General features: G+C 60.8%; 18 protein-coding genes. 6 read left to right on the top strand and 12 right to left on the bottom strand.

The window, feature by feature from the left end:
* Positions 1-355: 355 nt before the first annotated feature.
* On the bottom strand, positions 356-1,684 hold the full coding sequence (locus LB524_RS16105; protein ID WP_210241769.1) for an aspartate aminotransferase family protein: 1,329 nt from the start codon (positions 1,682-1,684) through the stop codon (positions 356-358).
* A gap of 98 nt (positions 1,685-1,782) precedes the next feature.
* Positions 1,783-2,760: a LysR family transcriptional regulator gene (locus tag LB524_RS16110; protein ID WP_181171230.1), complete on the bottom strand. Its 978-nt coding sequence runs from the start codon at positions 2,758-2,760 to the stop codon at positions 1,783-1,785.
* Between the two features lie 118 nt (positions 2,761-2,878).
* On the opposite strand from LB524_RS16110, the gene LB524_RS16115 reads away from it, so the two are divergent.
* The 3 genes from LB524_RS16115 to LB524_RS16125 are packed head-to-tail and all read left to right on the top strand — an operon-like array spanning position 2,879 to position 9,365.
* On the top strand, positions 2,879-5,326 hold the full coding sequence (locus tag LB524_RS16115; RefSeq protein WP_224528141.1) for an FAD-dependent oxidoreductase: 2,448 nt from the start codon (positions 2,879-2,881) through the stop codon (positions 5,324-5,326).
* Positions 5,323-7,788 carry an FAD-dependent oxidoreductase gene (locus LB524_RS16120; RefSeq protein ID WP_140789720.1) on the top strand — a complete coding sequence of 822 codons (2,466 nt, stop codon included), beginning with the start codon at positions 5,323-5,325 and terminating at the stop codon, positions 7,786-7,788. The genes LB524_RS16115 and LB524_RS16120 overlap by 4 nt, the downstream gene beginning before the upstream one ends.
* A gap of 14 nt (positions 7,789-7,802) precedes the next feature.
* Complete coding sequence (locus LB524_RS16125; protein ID WP_140789722.1) at positions 7,803-9,365, top strand: trimethylamine methyltransferase family protein; 1,563 nt, start codon at positions 7,803-7,805, stop codon at positions 9,363-9,365.
* A gap of 69 nt (positions 9,366-9,434) precedes the next feature.
* On the opposite strand, the gene LB524_RS28990 is transcribed toward LB524_RS16125, so the two are convergent.
* The 5 genes from LB524_RS28990 to LB524_RS16150 form a co-directional block, all read right to left on the bottom strand.
* A complete protein-coding gene (locus LB524_RS28990) occupies positions 9,435-10,961 on the bottom strand; it encodes an ABC transporter permease (protein WP_210241771.1) in 1,527 nt (508 codons plus the stop codon).
* Positions 10,948-12,078 (bottom strand): glycine betaine/L-proline ABC transporter ATP-binding protein, encoded by a 1,131-nt coding sequence (locus tag LB524_RS16135; RefSeq protein WP_224528145.1) that lies wholly within the window; start codon positions 12,076-12,078, stop codon positions 10,948-10,950. Before LB524_RS16135 ends, LB524_RS28990 begins: the two co-directional genes overlap by 14 nt.
* 86 nt (positions 12,079-12,164) lie before the next feature.
* The gene (locus tag LB524_RS16140; protein WP_181171232.1) at positions 12,165-13,097 is read right to left on the bottom strand and encodes a glycine betaine ABC transporter substrate-binding protein; all 933 of its coding nucleotides are present in this window, start codon (positions 13,095-13,097) and stop codon (positions 12,165-12,167) included.
* Between the two features lie 200 nt (positions 13,098-13,297).
* Positions 13,298-13,651 (bottom strand): Rieske (2Fe-2S) protein, encoded by a 354-nt coding sequence (locus LB524_RS16145; RefSeq protein ID WP_140789727.1) that lies wholly within the window; start codon positions 13,649-13,651, stop codon positions 13,298-13,300.
* 11 nt (positions 13,652-13,662) lie between these two features.
* Positions 13,663-14,745, bottom strand: coding sequence for an amidohydrolase family protein (locus tag LB524_RS16150; RefSeq protein WP_140789729.1), 1,083 nt, complete (start codon positions 14,743-14,745; stop codon positions 13,663-13,665).
* Between the two features lie 134 nt (positions 14,746-14,879).
* On the opposite strand from LB524_RS16150, the gene LB524_RS16155 reads away from it, so the two are divergent.
* Together LB524_RS16155 and LB524_RS16160 are read left to right on the top strand one after the other, a co-directional pair.
* Positions 14,880-15,737 (top strand): LysR family transcriptional regulator, encoded by an 858-nt coding sequence (locus LB524_RS16155; protein ID WP_140789731.1) that lies wholly within the window; start codon positions 14,880-14,882, stop codon positions 15,735-15,737.
* Between the two features lie 89 nt (positions 15,738-15,826).
* Positions 15,827-16,906 carry a hybrid-cluster NAD(P)-dependent oxidoreductase gene (locus tag LB524_RS16160; RefSeq protein WP_140789733.1) on the top strand — a complete coding sequence of 360 codons (1,080 nt, stop codon included), beginning with the start codon at positions 15,827-15,829 and terminating at the stop codon, positions 16,904-16,906.
* Positions 16,907-17,355: 449 nt separating this feature from the next.
* Here the strand turns inward: LB524_RS16160 and LB524_RS16165 are convergent, their stop codons facing one another.
* The 4 genes from LB524_RS16165 to iolG form a co-directional block, all read right to left on the bottom strand.
* Positions 17,356-18,402 carry an ABC transporter permease gene (locus LB524_RS16165; RefSeq protein WP_140789735.1) on the bottom strand — a complete coding sequence of 349 codons (1,047 nt, stop codon included), beginning with the start codon at positions 18,400-18,402 and terminating at the stop codon, positions 17,356-17,358.
* The gene (locus LB524_RS16170; protein WP_224528148.1) at positions 18,399-19,883 is read right to left on the bottom strand and encodes a sugar ABC transporter ATP-binding protein; all 1,485 of its coding nucleotides are present in this window, start codon (positions 19,881-19,883) and stop codon (positions 18,399-18,401) included. Before LB524_RS16170 ends, LB524_RS16165 begins: the two co-directional genes overlap by 4 nt.
* Positions 19,884-19,912: 29 nt before the next feature.
* Positions 19,913-20,977, bottom strand: a complete 1,065-nt coding sequence (locus tag LB524_RS16175) for a sugar ABC transporter substrate-binding protein (RefSeq protein WP_140620354.1) — start codon at positions 20,975-20,977, stop codon at positions 19,913-19,915.
* A 379-nt stretch (positions 20,978-21,356) separates the two neighbouring features.
* On the bottom strand, positions 21,357-22,370 hold the full coding sequence (gene iolG, locus LB524_RS16180; RefSeq protein WP_224528150.1) for an inositol 2-dehydrogenase: 1,014 nt from the start codon (positions 22,368-22,370) through the stop codon (positions 21,357-21,359).
* A gap of 147 nt (positions 22,371-22,517) precedes the next feature.
* On the opposite strand from iolG, the gene LB524_RS16185 reads away from it, so the two are divergent.
* On the top strand, positions 22,518-23,336 hold the full coding sequence (locus tag LB524_RS16185; protein WP_140789741.1) for an SDR family oxidoreductase: 819 nt from the start codon (positions 22,518-22,520) through the stop codon (positions 23,334-23,336).
* Positions 23,337-23,406: 70 nt separating this feature from the next.
* On the opposite strand, the gene LB524_RS16190 is transcribed toward LB524_RS16185, so the two are convergent.
* On the bottom strand, positions 23,407-24,693 hold the full coding sequence (locus LB524_RS16190) for a substrate-binding domain-containing protein (protein ID WP_140789743.1): 1,287 nt from the start codon (positions 24,691-24,693) through the stop codon (positions 23,407-23,409).
* Positions 24,694-24,842 lie beyond the last annotated feature (149 nt).

Genomic DNA, 24,842 nt, shown 5'->3' on the forward strand with positions numbered 1-24,842 from the left:
GGGCTACTCCTAGGATTATCCCTAGGACTTCCGATGTTCGCCCTCAGCTGACAAGACGGCCCTCACCGGAGGGGTACCCCGGCGAGAGCCGCCGGACCGGCGCAGGCAATCCATCTGAAAGGGAGCTCTCGTCCGCGCCCTCGCGGTGCTCATCAACAAAGGTCATGGAGAAATATTCAGCTTCGCGGGAACTGCTCGCCCGCCGCCGTCCTCATCATGGAAAGGGCAAGCTGAGCGCGCAATGCGCCAGCACGCTCTGTTCTGCCTGAAGGCGGCCGTGCTGAACAGGCCCTACCATAGGTCAGGCCCGAAATCGGCAGGCTCGTGCCGCCGCGAAGAACGCGGTGGTCGGTTATCAAGATATCGCCGTCCGGAAGCTGCGAACGAAGCTTTCTACCACGTCGTCGAGATCGGCCATCGCCAGGCAGAGCGGAGGGCACATCCTGATGACGTTGCGATAGGGGCCTGAGCGGCTGGCGACGAGACCATAACGCCGAGTCTCTTCGAAGACCTTCATCGTTGCTTCGGGTGCTGGCTCCTTGGTGGCCCGATCCTTTACCAGCTCGATGGCGAGCATCAGACCCTGTCCCCGGATGTCGCCGATCAGCGGGAAGTCCTTTTGGAGAACTTGTAGCCTGTGTTTCAGCGCGCCGCCGACCGCGGCTGCGTTCTCCTGCAGCCGCTCCTCCCGCATCACCTTGAGCACTGCGCGTCCAGCGGCGCAAGCAACGGGGTTGGCTCCGTAGGTGTGGAACAGGAATTTGTCCGACATGGACTCTGCGATAGCGCGTTTGGCGATGACAGCACCGAGCGGGATGCCGTTGCCGACGCCCTTGGCGACGACGACAATATCTGGAACGGCGCCGTGCGATTCGAACGCCCAGAAGGCTTCTCCCGTACGCCCAACGCCCGACTGCACTTCATCGATGATGCAGACACCCCCTGCCGCCCGTACGCGTTCGAAAGCCCCGGCGATGTAGCCTGCGGGCATCGGCACGATACCACCATAGCCCTGCACCGGCTCGACAATCATGCCAGCCAACCGTCCGCTCGTGGATGTAGCGATAGCACGCTCTACTTCATCGAGATAAGACTCGACACCTTCGCCGTGCACGCCGCGATACTGGTTGGGCTCAGCCACGAACGTGACTCCGCCGAGCTGTGGCACGGGATGGCGGAACCCAGCTATGCCGGTCACCGACTGCGCGCCGAAGGTGGCGCCATGATAGCTGGAGGCAAGCGCTAGCATGTCTATGCTCCCGGTGTGCGAGCGCGCCATTAACAGCGCTAGGTCGATGGCCTCGGCGCCGCTGTTGGTGAAATGCACAACCCAATCGTGACCGGCTGGCATCGTTGCCACCAGTTCCTCCGCATATTGGGCCGGGACTGGATGGTAGAACATAGTCGTGCAATGCGTCAGTTCCCTCATCTGGTCAGTGGCTGCCTTCACCACCTGAGGGTGAGCATGCCCGACGGAGATGCACAGGTTCATGCCGAGCAGGTCGATGTATTTGCGATCCTGCTCGTCCCAGACATACTGGCCGCGGCCACGCTTCAGGATCAACGGCTCCTTGTAAGGAACGAACTTACGCTGCGAGGCCGAGTAGAAACGGTTCCGCCGATCGACGATGGCGTTGGTCGACCAATCAATCTCCAGACTTGAATCGACATGCGGAGCGTTCACGCCGTGCCTCCCGTGTTGCAAATCGCGGAGATTGAAAGCACGAAATGCTCGGCGCGCACACCGACAAACATCCTCATCAGGATAACTGATGGAGTTGATTAGTCGTGCGACGAAGAGCGGTCGACGACATAGCAGTCGTTGGGCAGGCCAGGCAGACGGGTGGTGATCGCATCAGTCAGCACTTCGGCGGTGCGCGCGGCGAAAGCCGCCGGCAGGTTTCCGAGTTCGCGCTCGCGCGCGACCAGCAGAATGCTGCGCGACAGTCCGGTGAAAGGCAGGGAGTGGACGTCGATCTCCATGCCTTCCGCCAGACCGTCGATGAGCAAGGTCGGCGTCAGGATGGCAAAACCCATGCCAGCCGCAACCGGCGCCATCACCACGCTGGAACGGTCGCCTTCCATGGCGCGTGGGATCTCGATGCGAAGGCGGCTGAGATGCTGGTCGACGCGAAGGCCGACGGGCGTTTCGCGCGAGAAGCGCACGAAAGCCAGCTTCTTCGAGAGCTTGACGATGTCGCGGACATCGCCGGCAAAGCCTTTTGGCGTGACCAGCAGGAATTTTTCGGTGATTACCGGATAGCGCGTCAGTCCCTCGATCTCGAACAGTTCGCCAGAGGTGACGGCGAGGTCGGCGCGCCGGGCCCGCAGCAAGGCGACATGATCCGTCGCAAGACCTGCGAAAAGGCTGAGTTCGGGGATGCCGAAGTTCTTGCGGGCGAGGACTGACAGCGCCGGCGCCAGCGTGGTCGCAATCGAGGCTAAAAGGGCAATGCGCAACAAGGGCAGCGGCGCAGCGTTGACCCGGCGTGCGTCGGTGCGTAGGCCCTCGACCTCAGCCAGTATGGCGACGGCGCGGCGGTGCAGTGCAATGCCTGCCTTGGTGAGTTCGATCGGCCGTAAATTGCGGTCAATCAGGGTGACGCCGAGGCCCCTTTCCAGGTTCTTGAGATGTTGCGAAGCAGCTGACTGCGTCATGCCCAACATCTGTGCCGCCTGGGTGACATGCCTCGTCTCGACAACGGCGACGAACACTTCGATCGCCCGAAACAGGTTGAAATCGAAACTGCCGCTCGTCACCCGCAACTCCGCCCGTGAGGTTCCATAAGTTTTGCTAATGTTGCGCAATTCGGCTTGAGCGCAAGAGGCTTAGCAGGAAAAGATCACCTTCTTGCGACCCAGCAAAGGTGCCCGATAAGTGAATGACAGTGCACGCATCGTAATTATTGGTGGCGGCGTCATTGGCCTCAGCACAGCCTATCACCTTGCCGAAGCGGGGGTGGGTGATGTCGTCCTTCTGGAGCGCCACCAACTGACAAGCGGCACATCGTGGCATGCAGCCGGAATTGTTGGCCCGTTGCGCGCCAGCCTTAACCTGACAAGGCTCGCGCAATACGCAACTGAACTGTTCCCACGCCTTGAGGAGCTCACCGGGCAGGCGTCCGGCTACAGGCGTACCGGCGGGCTGTGGCTGGCGCGTCACCCGGAGCGCATGGACGAGCTGAAGCGCATCGCGCATATGGGCGATGTCTGTGGCCTGACGGTTGAAATTATCGGTCCGGCCGCTGTGACCGAGCGGGTGAGCGGGGTCGGCGCCGATGGCATTGTTGGCGCGCTGTGGGTCGACGAAGACGGCCAGGCCAGTCCAGTCGACATCTGTGCTGCTTATGCAAAACGTGTGCGGAGCGCTGGTATCCGCATCCTTGAAGGAGCCGCTTGCACGGGCTTCATAGCCCGAAACGGCCGGATCGCGGGCGTCAACCTGGCCTCCGGCATCACCATCGATTGCGAGATCGTCGTCAACTGCGCCGGCGCCTGGGCGCGCTGTATCGGCGCGCTCGCCAACGTTCCAGTGCCGTTGCAGGCCGTCGAGCACATGTATGTCGTCACCGAGCCGATTGCGGGGCTCCAGGATCCGTTCCCCATCCTTCGCGACCTCGATGAAGGCATCTACATCAAGGGCGATTCCGGCAAGCTGGTGTTGGGCGGGTTCGAGCCGAACGCCAAGCTCTTCGACGTTCGCGGACCCGCCGGCGACAGGCCATTCCTTGAGCTGCCGGAGGATTGGGAGCAGTTCGAGCCGTTCATGTCGGCAGGATTGAAGCTTCTGCCGGCGATGTCTGAAACCGGCATCAGGCATTTCATGAACGGGCCGGAGAGTTTTACGCCTGATACGCGACCGCTGATGGGTGAGTCGCCCTACCTGCGCGGATTCTTTGTTGCCGCCGGTTTCAATTCGACGGGGATGATGTCTTCGGCCGGCGCCGGCAAGGCGATGGCTGAATGGATCGTCGATGGCGAACCTGGCCTCGATCTGTGGGCCCTCGACATCGCCCGTTTCGACCGTTCGGCAGCGGCCCGTTCCTTCGTCGGCGCCAGGATGGAGGAAGCGGTCGCCGATCTTTTCCACATGCATTGGCCCTACAAACAGGCGACCGCCGGGCGTGACGTCAGGCGCTCCGCATTTCACCGCACATTCGCCGAAGCGGGCGCTGTTTTCGGCGCGCCGACCGGCTGGGAGCGACCGCTCTGGTTTGGCGGGGCGGAGACACGCGGCTATTGCGTCGGCGCGCAGAAATGGTGGAGCGCGGCCAGGAACGAGGCTGAGCGGATGGCGCAAGGCGTCGGCGTGTTCGAGCTTTCGCCCTTCACCAAGATCGATGTGCGCGGACGCGACGCGGCCGCGCTGATGGAGCGCCTGTGCGCCGCCGACGTCGACAGGTCCGAAGGCTGCGCCGTCTATACCCAGATGCTCAATACGCGCGGCGGCATCGAAGCCGACGTGACGGTCACGCGCGACGGTGAAGACGCGTTCCGCATCATCTCAGGCGCCGCGACAAGGCAGAAGGATCTTGCCTGGATCAGCCGCCGTGCCGAGGATCTCGGCCTCGCTGTCTCAGTCTTCGACGCCACATCGGCGGAGGCCGTTCTCGGCGTCATGGGCCCAGGCTCGTGTACGCTGCTCCAGAACCTCACCGACGCCGATCTTTCCGACGCGGCATTCCCGTTCTCGACCTCGCGTCGCATCGACATCGGAACCGCCAATGTGCGGGCCACGCGCATCAGCTTTGTCGGCGAACTCGGCTTCGAGCTCTACGCACCTGTCGAACATGCCGAGAGCGTATTGGCGGCAATCGCCTCGGCGGGCGGTGCTCACGGCCTGGTCTTTTGCGGTCACTACGCGCTCGACGGCTGCCGCCTCGAAAAAGGTTACTGCCATTGGGGCCATGATATCGGGCCGAAGGACACGCCGCTGGAAGCGGGTCTTTCATTTGCCGTGTCCTGGAAGAAAGGTGATTTCCTTGGCCGGGAGGCCTTGTTGAAGCAGAAGGCCGAAGGCGTGCAGCGCCGGCTAATGCATTTCGCCGTCGACGGCGCCAATCCGCTTCTGCTGCATGACGAGCCGATCTATCGAAACGGCAAGCTCGCCGGGTTGACCACTTCGGGTGGCCTGGGCGTTCGCACGGGTCTAAGCCTTTGTCTGGGCTATGTCGCCCTCGATCCGGGCGAAACGAAAACGCAGCTGCTCGCCTGCGACTACGAAATCACGGTAGCCGGTGTCCGCTACAAGCTTCGGCCGCTCGACAAACCACCTTACGACCCAACCGGATCGCGCATGCGCGCAAGCGCGGAGGAAAATTCATGAGACAACAGGCCCGTGTGGTCGTTATCGGCGGCGGCGCCATGGGCGTATCGTTGCTCTACCACCTCGCCAAGCGCGGCTGGGACGACGTCATGCTCGTCGAGAGACAGGAGCTGACTGCGGGTTCCACCTGGCACGCCGCGGGCCTTTGTACGCATTTCGCTCACAACGCGACGATCATGGAAATGCGCGCGCATTCGGTGCAGCTCTACCGGGAAATCCTAACCGCGGAGACTGGACTGCCGACCGGCTTCCATCCCAGCGGCGCTTTGCGCATAACCCGCTCAAAGGCGCGGATGGATGAATTCCGCCATGTTCAGGGGCTCGGCCGGTTCGTCGGACATGACTTCGACATCCTGAGCCCCAGCGAACTCAAGGAGCTCTATCCGCTCTGCCATACCGATGAGATCATCGGCGCCATCTACGAGCCCAATGACGGCCATGTCGATCCGACGCTCGCGACCAACGCCATGGCCACTGGAGCACGCTCGCGCGGCGCCGAGATCGTGCGCCACAATCCGGTGCTGGGGATCGAACGCAAGGCATCGGGCGAATGGCTTGTCCGCACCCAAAAGGGCGACATCATCGCCCAGCATGTGGTGAATGCCGCCGGCACATGGTGCCGCGAGATCGGCGCCATGATGGGCATCGACCTGCCGGTCGTGGCAATGCTGCATCAGTATGTCGTGACGGACACAGTTCGCGAGGTCGCCGAGCGTATTGCCGCAGGCACCAAGGAACTGCCGATCATCCGCGATCCGGAGGAAAGCTGGTATCTTCGCCAAGAGCGCGACGGCTATATCGTTGGCCCCTACGAAAAGTCAGCCCTTCCGTGGGCGATCGATGGCGTGCCGCCTGAATTCGGTATGGAACTGCTGCCGCCGGACCTCGATCGGGTCGAGCACATCATCGCCCTGGCGATGGACCGGGTGCCGGCGCTTGCCAATGCCGGCATCAAGACGGTGGTCAACGGCCCGATCACCTTCACGCCGGATGCCAATCCCCTGGTCGGGCCGGCCTTCGGCCTTGCGAACGCCTGGCTGCTCACCGGCTCGAGCATGGGCGTGATGGAAGGCGGCGGCGCTGGTCGCTTCCTTGCCGACTGGATCGTCGACGGGTCACCGCCAAGCGATGCTCTGGCCATCGATCCGCGCCGGTTCGGCAACTACGCCGATCGTGATTATCGCATCGAAAAGGCGGTCGAAGGATTCGGCCTGCAATTCGGCGTCCACTATCCCAATGAGGAACGCGAGGCCGGCCGCCCGCGCCGCACGACGCCGGCGCTTGAGCTTCAAAATAGCCAGGGCGCGGTGCTGGGCGCCGCCTATGGCTGGGAGCGGCCGAACTGGTTTGCCTCCAACGGCGCCGACCGCAATCCGCCGCTCACCTTCCGCAAGCCCGGTTGGTTCGACGAAGTGCGCGGCGAATGCCTCGGCGTGCAGGGCAGCGTCGGCGCCATTGACCTTTCGGCCTTCTCCAAGTTCGAAATCGGTGGACCTGGCGCCGGCGCCTTCATGGCGTCTCTCGGCGCCAACCGGCCACCGGAGCGTCATGGCCGCATCGGGCTTCTTCATGTGCTAACGGCAAAGGGCGGCGTGGCGTCGGAATTCACCGTGACGCGTTTGGGCGATGACGTCTTCTACCTGACCAGTGCAGCACTTGCCGAACGCCATGACGAGGATTTGCTGCGGGCGCGCGCCGCGGCCTTTCCGGACGTGACGATCGATAATGTCACGGAGAGGCGAGGCGTGCTCGGCGTAATGGGCCCGCGTGCCCGGGATCTACTGGAAAAGATCTGCGAAGCCGACCTGTCTAATGCGGCATTCCCGTGGCTTTCAGCGCAGATCATGCGCGTGGCGGGCATCAGAGCGGCAGCGCTCCGCGTCTCCTATGCTGGCGAACTCGGCTGGGAACTGCATGTGCAACTCGCGCAGTTCGGCAAGCTCTACGAGGCAATCACCAAAGCCGGCGCTCAGTTCGACCTGCGTCCGTTCGGTGTCTACGCGCTGAACGCGATGCGGCTGGAAAAGGGCTATCGCGCCTGGGGGGCTGACCTGACCACCGAGCGTACGCCGCTGGAGGCCGGTTTGGGCGCGTTGGTCAAGACCGATGGCCGGACATTTGTGGGGCGCGAGGCAATGCTGGAGCGCGTCTGCAAGAGCTCTTGGTCAATGGTCTTGCTTCAGATCAAAGACGATGACGAAAGGCTGCCCTTCTATGCTCACGCAGTAATGCAGGCTGGCCGCCCGGTGGGCATCGTCACCTCCGGGGCTCATGGCTTCCGCACCGGCAAGACCATCGCACTTGCCTATCTGAAGCCCGGCGTTGCGGTTGAAGATCTGACCGTCTCGATCCTCGGCAAGGAACTGACGGCGCGGGAGTTGAGGAAAGCTCCTTACGATCCGGACAATCTGCGGGTGCGCGGCGTCCGGGCAGATGCGCTGGTCGCCTGCACACCTGCCTGATCATGGAGATAAAGATGAATAAGGACGCGACGAACATCCCCACCGCTCCAGCGCCACGAAGCGGGGGCCGTGCCGGAAGGCAAGGCCAGCGGATGGCACAGCAGGCGGCACGGCGTCCCTACCTCAACCGCAGGATTGGCACTTTCAATATCCTCGACGAAGAAGGGTTGAGCCTAATCGAGGCAAATGCCGATCGTTTGCTGAAGGAGGTCGGCATGGAATTCCATGACGATCCGGAGATCCTCGACATCTTCCGCGAAGCGGGCGCCGACGTGAAGGGCACCAGGGTGCGCTTCGAGCTCGGAATGTGCCGCAAGATCGTACGCGCCACAGCGCCTTCGCAGTTCAAGCAGCATGCCCGCAACCCGGCAAACACGGTGATGATCGGCGGCGACAATACCGTGCTTTGTCCGTCTTGGGGGCCGCCCTTTGTCCATGATCTCGATCGGGGCCGTCGCTATGCCACGATCGCGGACTTTCGCGATCTGGTGAAAATCCATCAGATGATCCCGCATCTGCATCATTCGGGCGGTGTGGTCTGCGAGCCTGTCGACCTGCCGGCCAACAAACGGCATCTCGACATGCTTTATGCGCATGTCCGCCATTCGGATCGCGCCTTCATGGGGGCGTTTATCGGCTCCATGCGGGCGCAGGACGCAGTCGACATCGCCAAAATCGTCTTCGGCGAGGAGTTCGTCGCAACCAACGCCGTGCTCTACAACGTCAGCAACACCAACGCACCGTTGGTGCTCGATGCGAACATGTCCGGGTCGCTCAAGGTCTGCGCGCGCAACAATCAGCCGGTCGCCTGCACGCCATGGACGCTCGCCGGCGCAATGAGCCCCTGCACCGTCGCCGGTACTCTAGCCCAGGTGCTCGCAGAGGCGCTTGCCTGCCTTTCCCTAGTCCAGCTTATCAATCCAGGAGCGCCCTGTCTGATGGGGAGCTTTGCAAGCACCATCTCCATGCAGAGCGGCGCGCCGACTTTCGGCACGCCGGAAGCGGCAAAGATGGTCCTGGCGGCCGGACAACTGGCGCGAAGGGTCGGTGTTCCATTCCACACGGTCGGCACGCTTTCGGCGTCCAAGCTGCCAGACGCGCAGGCTGAGCAGGAGGGAACCTTAGGCCTGCTGATGTCGCTTCTCGCCGGCGCCAACGTCATCAACCACGCGACGGGGTGGCTGGAGGGAGGTCTTGTCACCAGCTTCGAGAAGACCATAATCGACGCCGACCTTTGCGGTAAGGTAATGAGCCTGTTCGAAGGTATCGACTTGTCGGTGAACGGTCAGGCGATGGATGCCATCGGGGAAGTCGGGCCCGGATCGCATTTCCTAGGCAGCGCCCATACGCAGTCGAACTTCCTGTCCGCATTCTACCGCTCGACCGTCAGCGATAACAATTCGTTCGAGCAGTGGAATGCCGAAGGCGGCCTGGATGCCGCCCAGCGCGCCAGTCGCCAGTGGAAGAAGCTTCTGAGCGACTATGTGGACCCTGGCCTCGATCCCGCGATCGATGAAGCGCTGCAGGCCTTCATCGCCAAACGTAAGGAGAGCATGCCGGACCAGGACTATTTCTGAGCGCGGGTATCGTGGTCCTGTGGTGCCCGGTTCGGGACGTGCTGGCCGGTGCCGAAAATCAGCAGACCGCTACTCGACCCTTCCCTGCACGATGCGGTCTATGATCATCGCGCACAGAAGAATGGCGAAGCCCGCGAGCAATCCCTGCCCCACGGCCGCATATTGAAGGGCGTTGAGGACATCTTCTCCAAGTCCTTTGGCACCGATCAGGGAAGCGATGACCACCATTGAAAGGCACATCAGAATGGTCTGGTTTATTCCGGCCATGATGGAAGGCATGGCAAGCGGGAGGTCGACCCGCGTTAAGAGAAACCATCTTGTAGCGCCATAGGCCTGCGCGGCCTCTCTTATGGCCGGAGGGACGCCTTGCAGGCCGAGTGCGGTCAGGCGCACAACGGGCGGCGTGCCGAAGATCAGCGTGGCGATGACGCCGGGCGGCTTACCGATGCCGAACAACGCAATCACTGGGATCAGGTAGACGAACGCCGGCATGGTCTGCATGAAGTCGAGCACCGGCCGCACAGACACGTAGACGCGCGGCCGGCGTCCGCACCATATCCCAAGCGGGATTCCGGTCGACAGGCAGAGAATAGCCGATGTGCCCAACAGGGCCACGGTTTCCAGGCTCTTTTCCCAAAAGCCGAGGACGGCAAGATAGGCGAGCGCAGCAGCGCTGAAGATGGCTATGCGCGGCCCAGCCAGTTGCCAGGCAAGGACGAGAATGATCGCCATCGTAACGGGCCACGGCATGCCTGTCAGCCCATAGGCCAAGCCATCGAGCACCAACGAGATTGCGGCGGTGATGCCGCCGAAAAAGCCGTCCCCCAGATGCGATACCGCTGCCATTAGGCTGTCCAGCGCTGATGACAAGGTCGCCTGCCACTCGCGGTTCGAGGGGGCAGCAGTTAGCCAGCCCGCTGGCGTTGACGAGGCGAAGCGATAAGCCGAAAGCCCGTAGGCTGCGATACAAAAGGTAAAAGCACATAAGGCCAGCGGAAGATTGAGCCCGCGCTGAAGTGTCGACTTCGACCGCCAGAGCGCGAAGCGTCGCTCGAGCATCCGGTTGGCGACGAAACCGGCGAGCAGCCTGGCCAGCAGCAAAGTGACAAGACCGGACCCAATTACAAGCGGGGCTTTCGCCTTCGCAGCCTCAGCCTGCATCCTGGCGCTGTCGGCAGCTTTCTCCAGAGCGGCGGCTGATGACTTCAGTCCTGCTGCATTGTCCTGCCCCGCCGCCTCGGCGGCCTCCGCCTGTTGCGCACGCACCTGCGCCTGTTTGCTGACGCGTTCGGCTCGTGCTTGCTCTGTGACGCCGAGGTTTCGAGCCGCGCCGACGCCGATTTGAACAACCGCTAGTGTCTCCAGGAAGAATGTAAGCCAGAACAACAGCGTGATGCCTCTGGCCGCGGCCCACACTGGCCCAAGCAGCGCGGCCGCCAAGTTGAACGGCCAGATGGCACCGGAAGCTCGCCGGATACGGGCGAACACCTGCGCGTAATAATGCGGATTGCGCACAACGAACTCCAGTACGAGCGCGTCCTCTGCCGTTTGAGCCTGTTCTGTCGACCGCACGGGGGCCGGATCATGGGCGTTCACGGGCTTTGCCCTTTCGCAAACCGTCGAGAAGGATCTGCCTATCGATAATTCCGACAACTGACCCATCGGGAGCAGTCACAGCCAGCGGTGCGCCATCCTGTGCCGCGAGTTCGACCAGTTCGGCCAGGGGTTGCCGTGAATCCACACTGCGCAACCGGGTGACATCCAACTCCGAACGGTGCCGGGTCCTGAAATTCTGGACCGACTCCATGATCCGTCCAGCTGTGATCACCTTCAGGCGCGAAATGTCGGCGACGAACTTCGCCACATAGTCATGCTTCGGGGATGTGACTATCTCCTCAGGCGTATCAGTCTGGACGATTACACCGTCCTTCATGATCGCGATCCGGTCGCCAATCCGTATGGCCTCGTCGAGGTCATGGGTTATGAAAATCACTGTCTTGCCCATGGAGCGCGAAAGGGCCAGGAACTCATCTTGCAACTGCCGCCTAATCAGCGGATCGAGCGCGCTGAACGGCTCATCCATTAGTAGGATGGCCGGCTCGGCAGCCAAAGCGCGTGCCAGCCCGACGCGCTGCTGCATACCGCCGGAGAGTTCATGGCAGTAACGATCCCCCCAGCCCGATAAGTTTACCTTGGCGAGCGCCGCCTCGGCGGCATCGAATCTCCGCTGCTTGTTTGCCGCTTGGATCTCCAGCGGAAGCGCGACGTTGTCGCGCACGGTCCGATGCGGAAGCAGCCCGAAGCTTTGGAAAACCATGGCTATCTTGCGGGACCGCAATGCCCTCAACTCCTTGGGCGACTTCGCCATAACGTTTTCCCCGTCGACGAAAATCTCGCCCGCGGATGGTTCGAGAAGGCGGTTTATATGGCGGATCAATGTCGATTTGCCACTGCCCGACAGACCCATGACGCAGAAGATTTCACCCGGCCGAACTGAAATGTTGACCTCGGCCACGCCCACGACACAGCCAAACCGCCTGGCGATTTCGTCCTTATCGAGGCCATAGCGCAAAACCGCCGCAATCGCCTCCGGCGCGCGGGCGCCAAAGATTTTCCAAACGCCCTTCATGACAATGGCGGCAGCATGGGTTGCCGCGTCGGCGCGGTCCGCCGGGTCGGCTCGGCCCGACGCCCTGACCGGTGCGGCGTCCACCGGCTACAGTCCCCGTCTAAAAACAGGATCGCGCGGCTTGGCGACGATGCGGGCCCGTTTAGAGCCCGCAGCCTCAGCCCTCGACTTCAGTGCCCAAACCATTTCGCCACCTCATCGGGGTGGGTTTTGATCCATTCCTTCGCCACATCATCTGCCGGCTTCTTGTCGACGATGATTGCGTAGGCCCACTTGCTGATGTCATCCGGATTGAGAGTAATCCGATCCAGAGCGGCCGTCAGTTCCGGTTGCCGCTGCGCCAGCGAAGCAGCATAAGCGATGTGCACGGTGGTGTCAGCGTAGGCCGACGACACTTTCGATTTTTCGAACCATTGAGGGTCCTCGCTCGGCTGCAGCATCACGAACTTGGCTGGATCGTGTTTCGGCTCGGAAAGGAAGGCAAGCTTGTAGCGCGCGAAATTCTGGTGCGGACCGTAGCAGTAGCCCACCCACGGCTTATCGGCCTTCGCGGCACGATCGAGCGATGCCGCAGCTACCGCTTCGTCGGTGACCTGCAGATCGAAGAAATCGGCGAAGCCGTAATCACGGGACCTCACTTTTTCGATGTTGGTCGACTGCCAGCCTGAAGCGCCGATCCAGATTTCGCCTTTGCCGTCGCCATTGGTGTCGAATATCTTGGCGTTATCGGGGTTGGCGAGGTCGGATACGTCCTTGACGCCGTATTTATCGACCGTAACTTGGGTCACGCAGTAACCTTGCTTGGCCTCATAGCCATTCTGCGCGAGTTTCACGGTGCCCGCGCCCTTGACATATTTGTCGACAAGACCCTGCTGGTTCGGCAGCCAGACATCGGGCCAGATATCGACTTCCCCCTTGTTACGGTCCATCGCTTCCCAAATAACGGGGACGGCCGTGGTGGTCACGGTCGAAACGTCGAGCCCGAGCTCCTGCTCGGCGGCGTCCTTGATCACGTTCATGACCGCCGTCGCGGTAGCGTAATTTGGGTCCGGCATGGTGACGTCTGCAGCAGTTGCCGATGCGATCGGCGCCAGCAACAGCATGCCAAGAGCCGATGCAAGAAGATCATGTTTCATGGTGTTCCCCAGTCGAGTTGCGCTGATTTTTCTCAGACTATTGTCACGTTAGCGGAACGTGCAGGCAATCCATCCCAAATTGCGTCGCATTAGCAAAAACGATGAAGCGCATAAGACGCTGATCATGGTTGCGATGCCCAACTAGCTCCCAAAGTCCCGCCTCCATATCAGGCCGTCACGTAAATGCTCCCAGCTTCGAGGGTGACTGGGAAGGTCCGCGCACGAACGCTCGCGTTGACCAGGGCCGCACCCGACTTGATGTCGAATTCCCACCCATGCCAGGCGCAGCGAACGATTTCGTTCTCGCGGTGGTAAATGAATTCGGGTCCCTCGACGGGAGCGGTCGTGCCGCATTGCGGCCCTTCGCAAAGCGGAGCCCCTCGATGAGGGCAGACATTCAGCAGCGCATGGAAACTCTCGCCGATCCGGAACACGCCGATCGACAGGCTGCGCACCTTAGCGATGAATGGCGTTCCGATCTGGATCTCGTCGGCGCGACAAATATACGTCTTCTCAGCCATGTCGACCCTCGTCATGCTGCCGCGGCGGCTTCCGGGCGGCGAATGCGCTTATAGACGTCAAGCGCATTTTGGCCGAGCACCTTGCGGCGCCACCCCGGCGGAATGTGCAATGTGTTGACGTCATCGTAATCCCAGTGCGGATAATCGGACGCAAACATAAGCGTGTTCTCGCCGTCCATTGCCTCCAGAATGGACCAGAGATGCTGCACATTCGCCGGCTGCTCCAGGGGCTGTGTGGAGAACCGAATGTTTCGGCGGCAGTACTCGGACGGCAGCATCTTCAGCCAAGGCGTCTCCTTGCGAAGGGCCTTGTAGTCGGCGTCGAGGCGCCACAGCACCGTCGGCACCCAGGCCACGCCGCACTCGACCACCACGAAGTAGAGCTCCGGCCATTTCTCGAACACTCCATGGGCAATCATGCTGGCCACATGGCTGATCGCCGACATGTGCAGGATAGCGTGTGTCTCCCAGAAGAAAGTCGTGGGGGCAGGCGCGACAGCGTTCCAGTTGATCCCCCCGTGTCCGCCGAGGTGGATGGCGAATGGCAGGCCCATTTCCGCGCAGGCTTCGTAGATCGGGTGGTAGAAGGGATCACCATACGGCCGCACAGAGCCTTGGGAGGCGAGAACCTGGACCATGCGAGGGTGGCTGCCGAGCCGACGGATCTCGGCCGCCGCCTGCGTCGGATCCTGAGGCGCGATGACAATAGAACCCATGAAGCGGCTGTCCTTCGGCAGCCACTCCGCGATCTGATAGTCATTGTAGGCACTGACCAGCGCACTTGCGTAATAGGGATTGGCCAGAGTCGAGGCTTCTATTGGCTCGTCGCCGGTGAGGATCGCCACGCCGACATTGTATTTGTCGAGATGCTTTTCCTTCATGATGCGGTAGTTGTCGGCTTCGGTCTCGGGCCGCACGTCCTTTCGCGAGAAATCCTGCGGATGAAACCAGGGACGGTGGCCATGCGGGAAGGATCCGCGGGGACCGGTCTTTTCGCCCTCTATGAACATGTCTTTCCAGACACCGGTGAGGTAGGGCTCCAGCACCGTGGCGCTGGACCAGTAGTTGTGGCAATCGCAGTCGACGATAAACACTTTAGCTTCGCTCCCTCTCCGCAGGCCGCGTTCCGCTAGCCGTTTAGTCTCTTCAGCTTCCGCCTTGACAAATGCCGGATCAAGCCAATGATTTCTGGGTAATGATCGAGTTTTTCGATCGGAGAGGTTAGACCGTGCAGCTGGACCACATTGAGACCTTCCTCGACATCATCGAATCGCGAAACTTTAACCGGACTGCCGACCGGCTGAACATTACGCAGTCGACTGTCAGCAGCCGGATCAAGAGTCTTGAAAGCGCAGTCGGGTCGGAGCTTTTCCATCGTGGTCGCGCTGGCGCTGAACCGACAGCGGCGGGGCGACGTTTCGAAGCCTACGCGCGGGCGATGCTGTCGACCTGGTCGCAAGCGCGCCATGACGTGCGGGCCTTCAACCGGTTCGAAGGAACCCTGCGCGTGGCAGCGCAGGTTGGCATGACACGCTCAGTGCTGCCTGGCTGGGTGGAGGCGCTCTGTCAGGCCCTTCCCCAAGCCTCGATTCACGTGGAATCTGACTATTCCAACCAGATGGTGACAGATCTCAGCATGGGGAATCTCGATATCGCCGTGCTCTACGCACCCCGCTATCTTCCCGAAATTGCCTACGACCACCTCATGGTCGAGGAATACGTAATGGTGTCGACCTTCGCCAGGACGATGTCGGAGGTCAATCCTGACAGCTACATTCGTCCGGGCTACACCGTGTTACTTGAGAAGACCCATGCGGAGCTGATCCCTTCTCTGGCAATTTCGCGACTTTCCGTGGGATCCGAGAGCCTGGCCGAAGCGATGCTGCGGCGAGCCGGGGGGAGCTGTTACATGCGCAACGACGATGCCCGCAGATTTACGGCCGAGTGCCCGTCCTTCCTGGTCGAGGGCGCACCGACGCTCCACCAGCCTGTCCACACGGCTATGCTCGCTCGGCGCAGACACGAACCGATCATTCGCAAAGGACTCCGTGCACTGCAGCTTGCGGTGATGTCGCTCGAGACCTAAATCGAAATTCCCGATTAAAGAGCGGGGCTGAACCCCTGTTCGGGAGATGGTTCGGCTGGCATGTTGGGGCGTCACTGAAGAGCCCGGCCATGAACGCACACACTTCCTTTTCGGCTTCCGATTTTTTCGCAACCATGCGGCAGCGGCAATGGGCCGAGGCATCCTCACAGGCGATGCTCTGCCGCGCGATCATCGACGAGACACACGACGTGAAGACATTTGTCTTCTCGGCTGCGTCAGACCGCATGTTCTGCTTCAATGCGGGGCAATACGTTGTCCTTCACCTCACAATCGGTGGCGCTACGGTAAGCCGTTCCTATTCCGTATCGTCGCCACCTACACGACCGCTCGACTTGCACATCACGGTCAAGCGGACACCAGGCGGGCTCGTTTCCAATTGGCTCCACGACAACCTTCGAGCGGGCGACGAAATCAACATCGAAGGCCCCCTGGGCTCGTTCAAACTCGACGGCTTCCACAGCGAGAAGCCTCTCTTTCTTGCCGGAGGCAGCGGGATCACGCCTCTTATGTCGATGTTGCGCACCTTGACGGACCGAGCGTCGGATCTGGACCTGTGCCTCATCTACAGCGCGCGCTCGCCGCGAGATCTCATCTTCAGGTTGGAACTCGATGTGCTCGCTGCCCGGTTTCGGAACCTGAGCGTCACATGCGTCTGTTCTAGGAGAGATCCCACTTGGGCAGGACCCACCGGCCGGGTAGACGGTCCCATGCTCCTGCGCCTGGTCCCCGATCTTCGCGAGCGCACGGTCTACGCGTGCGGCCCCGAACAGTACATGAAGGCGCTGCGGGACGGTCTTGGCCAGACGGGTGTTGATGCACGTCGTTATCATGAGGAGAGCTTCGGTGGCGGCCTGAGCGGTGTTACTTCGGACGTAGCATCTGCCGTTTCGTCCTCGGTGCATTTCGCTCGGTCCGGATTGGAGCATCGCTGCGCGCCCGGAGAGACCCTGCTGGAGGCGGCGCGCAACTGTGGCGTCTATGTTCCCAGTGGCTGCCAGCAGGGAGTTTGCGGTACGTGCCGAATAGCCAAGCTCTCTGGCGAAGTCACGATGCAGGATCTCGGCGGACTCACGTCCGATGAAAAGTCCTCGGGCTTGGTCCTGGCCTGTTGCAGCCGCGCGAAAGGCGCTGTTACACTTGATCTTTGACTTCGATTCAGGTTCTGAACGGGTCGTCTCATTGACGGCAAGCTGGTCGTTTGAGATTTCTTCATTCCACGCCTGTGTTCGTGGTCTAGAAAGGCACCTTTCAAAGCTGTGTCCATGTGCCTCCCGGACGGCTTTTGGGGCGCCTCAGGCTGCTGCCAAGAAGTGGCAATGGCCTGCTGCCGGTTTATCGGGCACGTTGCGGCTCTGGATCACCTCGGACCAGAGAGCTGATTACAGGATGTCGGAAAGCGATGGCGAGCGCCACGGTATAGACAGGCGCGCCGTCCCGAGCAGCGCCGGCCGGGACTCGCACCTCTGCCCAGCCTCTCACCGCCACCTCCACGCAAGAAAGAGCGCACTCATCCAGGTCCGCTGCGTTGCAGTCGTGCGGCATCTTATTCAAGTCTGGCAGTGATGCTGGCAAAAAAACCTTGGCCTGGCAGCGTATCTCACGTTCGGGTTCGCACACCGCTTGAGCGTTGGCTCGCGATCGTCGTCAGCACCGCCGCCACGATGATAACGGCGCCGGTCGATGCCTGAACGTAAAAGGACGGAACCTGCGCCAACGTGAGCAAGTTGTTGATGACGCCAATCAAGAGCACCCCGCTAGTAACTCCGACGATTGTCCCTCGGCCGCCGCCAAGACTTACGCCCCCGATCACCGCGGCGGCAAAGGCGGAGAAGATGATCCCCTGTCCTTGAGTTGTCACCGTCGAATCAAGGCGCCCCGTCATCAGAACACCGGCCAGGCCCGCCAAGAGGGCCGCGAATATAAAAGCCGACCAAATGACCCTATCCACGTTAATGCCTGCGGCCCTTGCGGCGTCCTCATTGCCGCCGATCGCATACAAGGCGCGGCCATAGCGGTGGTAGTGAAAGACAAGGCCGACCACGGTAGCGACCACAATGAATACGATCACCGACACAGGAACACCGAACCAACTCTCAGATCCGAGGTAAGTCAGCGCTTTGCCGGGAGAATAGATCGAACGCCCATTGGAAATGATCAGCACTCCGCCGCGAAGCAGCACAAGCAGCCCGAGCGTCGAGATGAACGGGTTGAGACCCACCCTGACGACCATGAAACCATTGAAAAATCCAATCAGCCCCGCAGTACCCAGGGCAACGAATAGGCCAGTCCAACTCGGCAACTCCAATCCAAGCCCGCCAGCCGCCGCAGGCACGAGTGTGACAGCCGCCAACATCGGAGCGAAGCCGACAATTCCCTCGAGTGAGAGATCCAGTCGACCTATCAGGACGACAAAAGTCAATCCGATTGTCGTCAGGCCCAGGACGCTCACCTGGTCGAGGATATTCAGAAGATTGGCCGCTGTGGCGAACCGGGGAGCAACGATGGCACCAACGATCACCAGCATGAGAAGGACCGGGTACATCGTATATCCACCCGCCACAAAGGCGCTCCCAAACGCGGACAGCCGTGACTGTCCGGAATGTTCCTTCTTCGGCGTGGATTTGCTCACGATATCGGTGCTCATACGACGCCCTCCATTCGCAGGATTAGATCTTTGATTGTGTATCCGCCCACCAGTTCATCAACGACGTGGCCCTCGAATACGATAACGACCCGGTTGGCCAGCTGATCAATTTCGTCTTCTTCGTCCGAGACGACCACAACCCCCAACCCCTTGCTGGCAAGATCGCGCAACAGCGAATAGAGTTGCTCCTTGGCTCCCACATCGACGCCGCGGGTTGGGCTGAGAGCGATGATGACCTCGGGAGCTCGACAAAGCGCGCGCGCGAAAACGACCTTCTGCTGATTGCCGCCGCTGAGCTGGCTCACCGCCTGCTCAAGAGACGATGCGATTACGTTCGTCTGCTGGGCAAGGCGCCCGACATGCCTGGCTTCCTTACCTTTGCTGATAAAACCCAGTTTGCCGGACAGGACGTCAAGGCCACCGATCGCCACATTTTCACGAACACCCAGAATGCCAACGTAGCCGCTCGCATGCCTGTCGGTCGGAACCAGCCCGATAATCGGTAGCTTTCCACGCGGGCTGATCACCTCGCCTCTTTCAGGCCTTTGCTGGCCAGCAAGGACCATCGCGAGTGCTTCCTTCCCGCCACCTACGGGACCTGCAAGGGCCACGATCTCGCCCGCCTTAACGGCAAAGTTGATATCCTTTTCCGAAAAGCTGTCGAGCCGAATTCCCTTGGCCTGGAGGAGAACAGGGGCTTCCTCCGTCAGGAAGTCCTGTCGCGTGCTTCGGACCGTCTTTTCACCCATCATAAGGTCAGCGATGGTCTCGACGTCGAGCCCTCCCACGGGCTCGCGTTCCTTCACGACCTTGCCATCCCTCAAGATCGTGACCGTATCGGCAATCTCGAAAACCTCGTCCAGGTGGTGCGAGATATAGACGAACGAGACCCCCTTGGCTTTGAGTGCCCGCACATGCTCGAACAGAATCCGTTTTTCAGCATTGCTCAACGCCGCGGTTGGCTCGTCCAGAATCATGATGGGTACACCCCGACTGAGGGCCTTCATGATCTCGAGCAGCTGTCTCGTCCCGGCGCCTAGCTCACCTGCAAGCGAGCGGGGCTGGATGTCCATATTCCATTCGCTCAGCAGCTCAGCGGCGCGCTCCAACATCAGCTTGTGGCTCACCACGCCGAACCCTCTGCGGACGAGAGGGTTCTCTACAAAAAGGTTCTCCGCAACCGTCAGCAGGTTGAACAGCTGAGGGGTTTGTTGAACGTGGGCGATCAGCTTACGAATGCTGGGCGCATAGTGTTGGCCGACCGCTTCTACCTCGACCTCTCCGATTCTGATCGATCCGGTATCGGCCGAAACATATCCGCTCAAGGTGGAAACGAGCGTGCTCTTTCCCGCGCCATTGCGGCCCAACAGGGCGTGAACTTCACCGCGCATGACGGTGAAATTCACGCCGCGAAGAGCCCGGGTCGAGCCAAAGGTCTTGGCGATGTCACGCATTTCGACGATGGGTCGCGCGTTTTCCATGATCTTCGGCTCCTCCCCTTGGGTCCTGATTACTTGCCGATCTTGTTCGCCCACAGATCAGGTGAGTCCACATTATCGGCTGTCACCAGCGTCGCCTTGAGCTGGTACTGCGGTCCAACGGGTGTATCGATAACCTGGCCGTCATCCCGTGGCCCGATCTCGATTTTGCCACCCTTGGAGACGAGTTCGATCAGCTCGGCCGTCTTGGTCGCATAGGCGCTCAGGGGCTGCGACACCGTCGCGTCGAGGGCCTTGCTGCGGATCAGCTGAAGCCCTTGAGGCGTTCCATCGATTGCGATGCGGATCACCGAGTTCGGGTCACCCACCGGAGCGCCCTTGCCGCCGTTGGTGAGCTGCGCGTTCACGGCCGAGGCCATGAGTTCGGACGCCATGAAGATGCCGCTCAACGAAGGATTCTGCGTGAGGACGTTCTGCGCAGCATCGGCGGCCATGTCGGCAGTCCATTCGGTGGGGCGCTGTATCAGATTCACCTTGGGCGCGAGCTCATGCAGCGTTTTGGAAAAACCATCGGAGCGATCGCGGCCGTTTGGTGTGGTCAGGGCACCCTGTAGCTCAAGCACGATGCAGCTGTTGTCGGTCCAGCACGGCTTGGCCTGCAGGCGCTTGGCCATCTCCTTGGCGCCTTGAACGCCGGCGTCGACATTGTCCGCGCGCACCGTTGCCGTCACTTTGCCGCCCGCGGGGGCGTCATCGATCGAGAAAACGAGGACGTTGGCGTCATTCGCCTTCTTGACCGCGGGAACGATTCCCGCCGCGTCGATGGGAGCGAAGACCAGAACGTTTGCGCCGTTGGCAATCAGGTTCTGGAGCGCATCGACTTCGGCAGCGATATCGCCATTCGGATCAGGAGCACCGACCAGGGTGAAACCTTTTGCATCGAAGGCCTTCTTCGAGAGATCCAACATCAGGGTCTGGAAATCATCCTTGAGAAACTTCGGGGTGAAACCGATCCTCACGTCCGCGGCCTTGTATTCGGCAAGCGCGGTCCCAGCGGTTATTGCAAGGAACAGCGCGCCGAAAGCCACTGTGCTGGCGGCCCTGCGGCGAGAAATGGGGAGACTTGGAAATTTCATTGGTTCCTCCTTTTGTTGCGCGGTCCGACTGCCCGTTGAGCCGGGCCTGACACCGCTTAGGCCTTCTGTGCTCACCACAGAAAGGTTCGACCTTGCGATGAGACACCGTTCGCGATGTCGTCACTCGCAAATGCAATTGCAGTGCCGGCCCGGCAGCACTGAAGGAGCCCTGGTGGAGAAGTTGGGAGTGCGGGCACGCTGTCGCGGTTCTCCTTCGATCGTGATCGCAAGGAAGGCGGGCCAAGATGCCCGCGCCATTGCGGGGCCGGTCTCGGTCATTTCCCCACACGACCATCCGTGCGAGCCCATACTTCACCAAACGCTACTCCTCCCACTGCGCGGATCTTTCATCCTCCTGCGAATCCGCCGCCGAATGCTTTTATGCAGCCACCTCGGAGACGCGCACCAAACGTCCCTCTTTCATGGATTTGTAAGCCGCTTCCGCCAGGATGAGCGCACGGCGCCCATCTTCGAAACTTGCCAGCGGAACGGCGCCTTTCTCCACACAGTCCACGAACCCGTCGATCTCGGCCATGAAGGCTTCCTGGTAGCGCTCGAGAAAGAAGAACTGATACGGTTGGCTTGCCTCGGCGGCCGTGCCGGTAAAGCGTCGCAATTCGTGGGGTTTTCGGTTGTCGGAAAGAAGCATTCCGGCGCTCCCGATCAACTCGACGCGCTGATCGTAGCCGTAGACCGCCGTGCGCGAATTGTTGATGTGGCATTGCTTGCCCGACGCGGTCCTCAGGATGAACATTGCACTGTCGACTTCATCGAGCTCCTTTCCGAGTGCCGGATCGATGAGCGCATTGGCAAGCGCGAAGACCTCGGTCGGCTCCTCGCCGAGCATGAAGCGAGCCAAGTCGAAGTCGTGGATCGTCATATCGCGGAACAGCCCGCCCGCAGCCTCCAGATAGGCTCTCGGCGGCAACGAAGGATCACGGGACGTGATAATGACCTGGTGCAGTTCGCCGATATCGCCGGCCAGCATCGCAGTCCGCGCTGCACTGTGCCCAGGATCGTAACGACGGTTGAAGCCAAGCTGGATCGGGATTTTGGTCTCGCCGATGTTGGCGGCGCACGCCTCGACGCGGGCGAGGCTAAGGTCGATCGGCTTCTCGCACAGCACCGCCTTACCCGCAGCGACTGCCATTTCTATGTAGTCGGCGTGGGTGGGAGTTGCCGTGGCGATCAGAACGGCGTCCACCATGTCCGACGCGAAGATATCCTCTGCGCTGGCTGCGGCCTTGACGCCTTGAGCCGCCGCGACCTTTTCGGCCGCCTCTGAATTGAGATCGAATACCGCCGCCAACGTGGATCGGGGATGCCGAGCGACATTGGCAGCATGCATTTGACCAATTCGGCCACAGCCGAGCACGGCGATACGCAACATCAAGTTCCTCCCTGCGGCCTGTTGTGCAAGCTAAGCACCAATCTTTGCGTGCACGATGCAAAATATCTTGCATTTCCGCACGTGTGTCAATACAAATTCCGCATTGATTTTTTCTGCAAAATTCATTGCAGACCGAGGAGGCCTTGAAAAATGAACAGAGTCGATGGGAAATTCGCGGTGGTCACCGGGGGGACGCAGGGACTGGGCGCTGCGATCGCCATGCATCTCGCAGACGCGGGCGCGGCCGGAATTGTCACCTGTGGGCGCAACGCCGATAAGGGCGGCGCCGTCGCTGCAGCAATCGAGGCTAAAACGGGCTGCGTCCTTCGCTTTGTCCAGGCTGATCTGGCGAACGTGGCCGATTGCCGGACGGTGATTGAGGCCGCGGATACGGCCTTTGGGCGCGTCGATGTCCTGGTGAATGCCGCCGGCCTTACGGACCGAGGTGATATCCTCAACACGAGTGAAGAGCTGTTCGACCGGATGTTCGCGATCAACACGCGCGCGCCCTTTTTCCTGATGCAAGAAGCCATCCGGCGGATGGTCCGAGACCATATCGAAGGAGCGATCGTGAATATTGGATCCACCTCGGCGCTCGCCGGGCAGCCGTTTATCGCGTCCTACTGCGCCTCCAAGGGTGCTCTTGCCACACTTACCCGCAACACTGCGTTTGCAACGATGCGGAACAAGATCCGGGTCAATCAGCTTAATATCGGCTGGATGGCTTCCGACGGCGAGGATCGCATCCAGCGCGAGTATCACGGCGCGGACGCAAACTGGCTCGAAAAGGCTGCGGCCGAACAACCTTTTGAGCGCCTGCTGGCTCCTGCGGAAGTGGCCAAGGCCGCCACCTTTCTAGCTTCGGAGGATGCCGGGATGATGACTGGCTCTGTGATCAATTTCGACCAGTCGGTCTGGGGCGCTTACCCCTTCGCCCCGCCAACGCCTGTCGCCAAGTTGGCGATCTAGAGAGGCGATCGGAAGGAACCACCACTTCGGTTGCCCAACATCCTCGCTCGCAGAAGAACGCTGCGATCAATCAGAAGGTGGCGCAGTTGAAGCGGGTAAAAACCTGGCTTTGCGTAATTCGATTTACAGGCTGGATGCCTTGGCGCGCCGTCCGTATGCACTCTACCGATAGCGCAATTTCGCGATCGAAGTCGTGGCCGATCGTCACGTCCATGATTCCCCGCTCGAGCAGCGAGCGGGAATTCGCGTTCAATTCATGGCCGACAAACACAGTCGAATTACTGAGACCTTCTGCCTCCAGTGCGCGCCCGACCCCCAGGTTAGCCCCTGAAACATTGTAGATGGCCGCCGGCGGACCGCTCTTTGCGATGTATCGCCGGACTGCCTCGTATATGACCTCAATGCTCTCATTGGAGCTCACCCTCTCATCGATAGCGAGGGTTGAGAATTCGGATCGCAGGACGTGCCGGAATCCCTGCTCCCGGTCTTGGTGGCAGCGAAACGGCACGCTGCAAACAAACAGGACTTTGCCGGCAGTCCCACGCGGGAGCATTCGACCACACAGCCAGGCTGCCGTAGCTCCCGACACATATTGATCCGAGCCAACATAGGCTGCTCGACCTGACAAAGGGAGATCGGTGGTCAGGCAGATCACCGGGAGGCCCCGTCCGGTGGCCGCCCTTACGGCATCATTGATTGCTGGATGCTCTCTGGCGACCAGGATAATGCCATCGGACGTTTCAGCCGCGCTCTCGATCCGGCGCGCAAAGTCCTCAGGCTGGACGTCGTATGAAGCATGCGACTCCGTTTCAATCTCAGTCGATGCGTTTTGCGCGCTGAAGTTCTTCGCGGCGGCTTCCGCAGCCTCGTTGAACGAACGTCCTGAGTCGGCAAGAAGAACGAGACGAAGCGGTTTTGAAATCTCGGGCAAGGTAATTCCACCCGCGCCGGACTGCCTGGCTTCCACAATTGAGGCGGACAGATGCTGTTGGAGAACTGATTGAAATTCCCGGTAGCCCGAAAATCCCAAGGTCTGGACAAAACGCACCACACTGGATGCGTTCACACCGCAGCGACTGGCAACCTCGGAACCTGACAGAAGGGCTGTCTCGCCAAGGTTCGCGATGAAGAAATTCGCCACGCGACGCCCGCCTCTGCCCATGTTGTCCTGAGCCGAGTTCAAGATAGTCATCAACTCGCCGGCAGACTGAGGCTTTGATCGTAAGTGGTCCATGCCTGATCCTTTTTCGATCACCCACCATACCGAAACTTTGCGATCGAGCAATATTCCTTGCAAAAACGCATGAATCGCGATGGCGCCATTGGACTCGCCATCATCAGGCTTCGCGTGCACCACCCTGTATCGGCAAAATAGGACGCGCCGATACTATCTGTCTGATGGATTCTGGCTACGTGGACGCCCGCTGGGTAAAGTTCCTTCCCTGCAAAACGCGCAAGCCCGTCGAATGAAGTTCTTCGGCGACCGCCTGGGCGCCCCATTCGAGA

It is taken from the genome of Mesorhizobium sp. ESP6-5 (assembly GCF_020164695.1).
Lineage (GTDB): Bacteria > Pseudomonadota > Alphaproteobacteria > Rhizobiales > Rhizobiaceae > Mesorhizobium > Mesorhizobium australicum.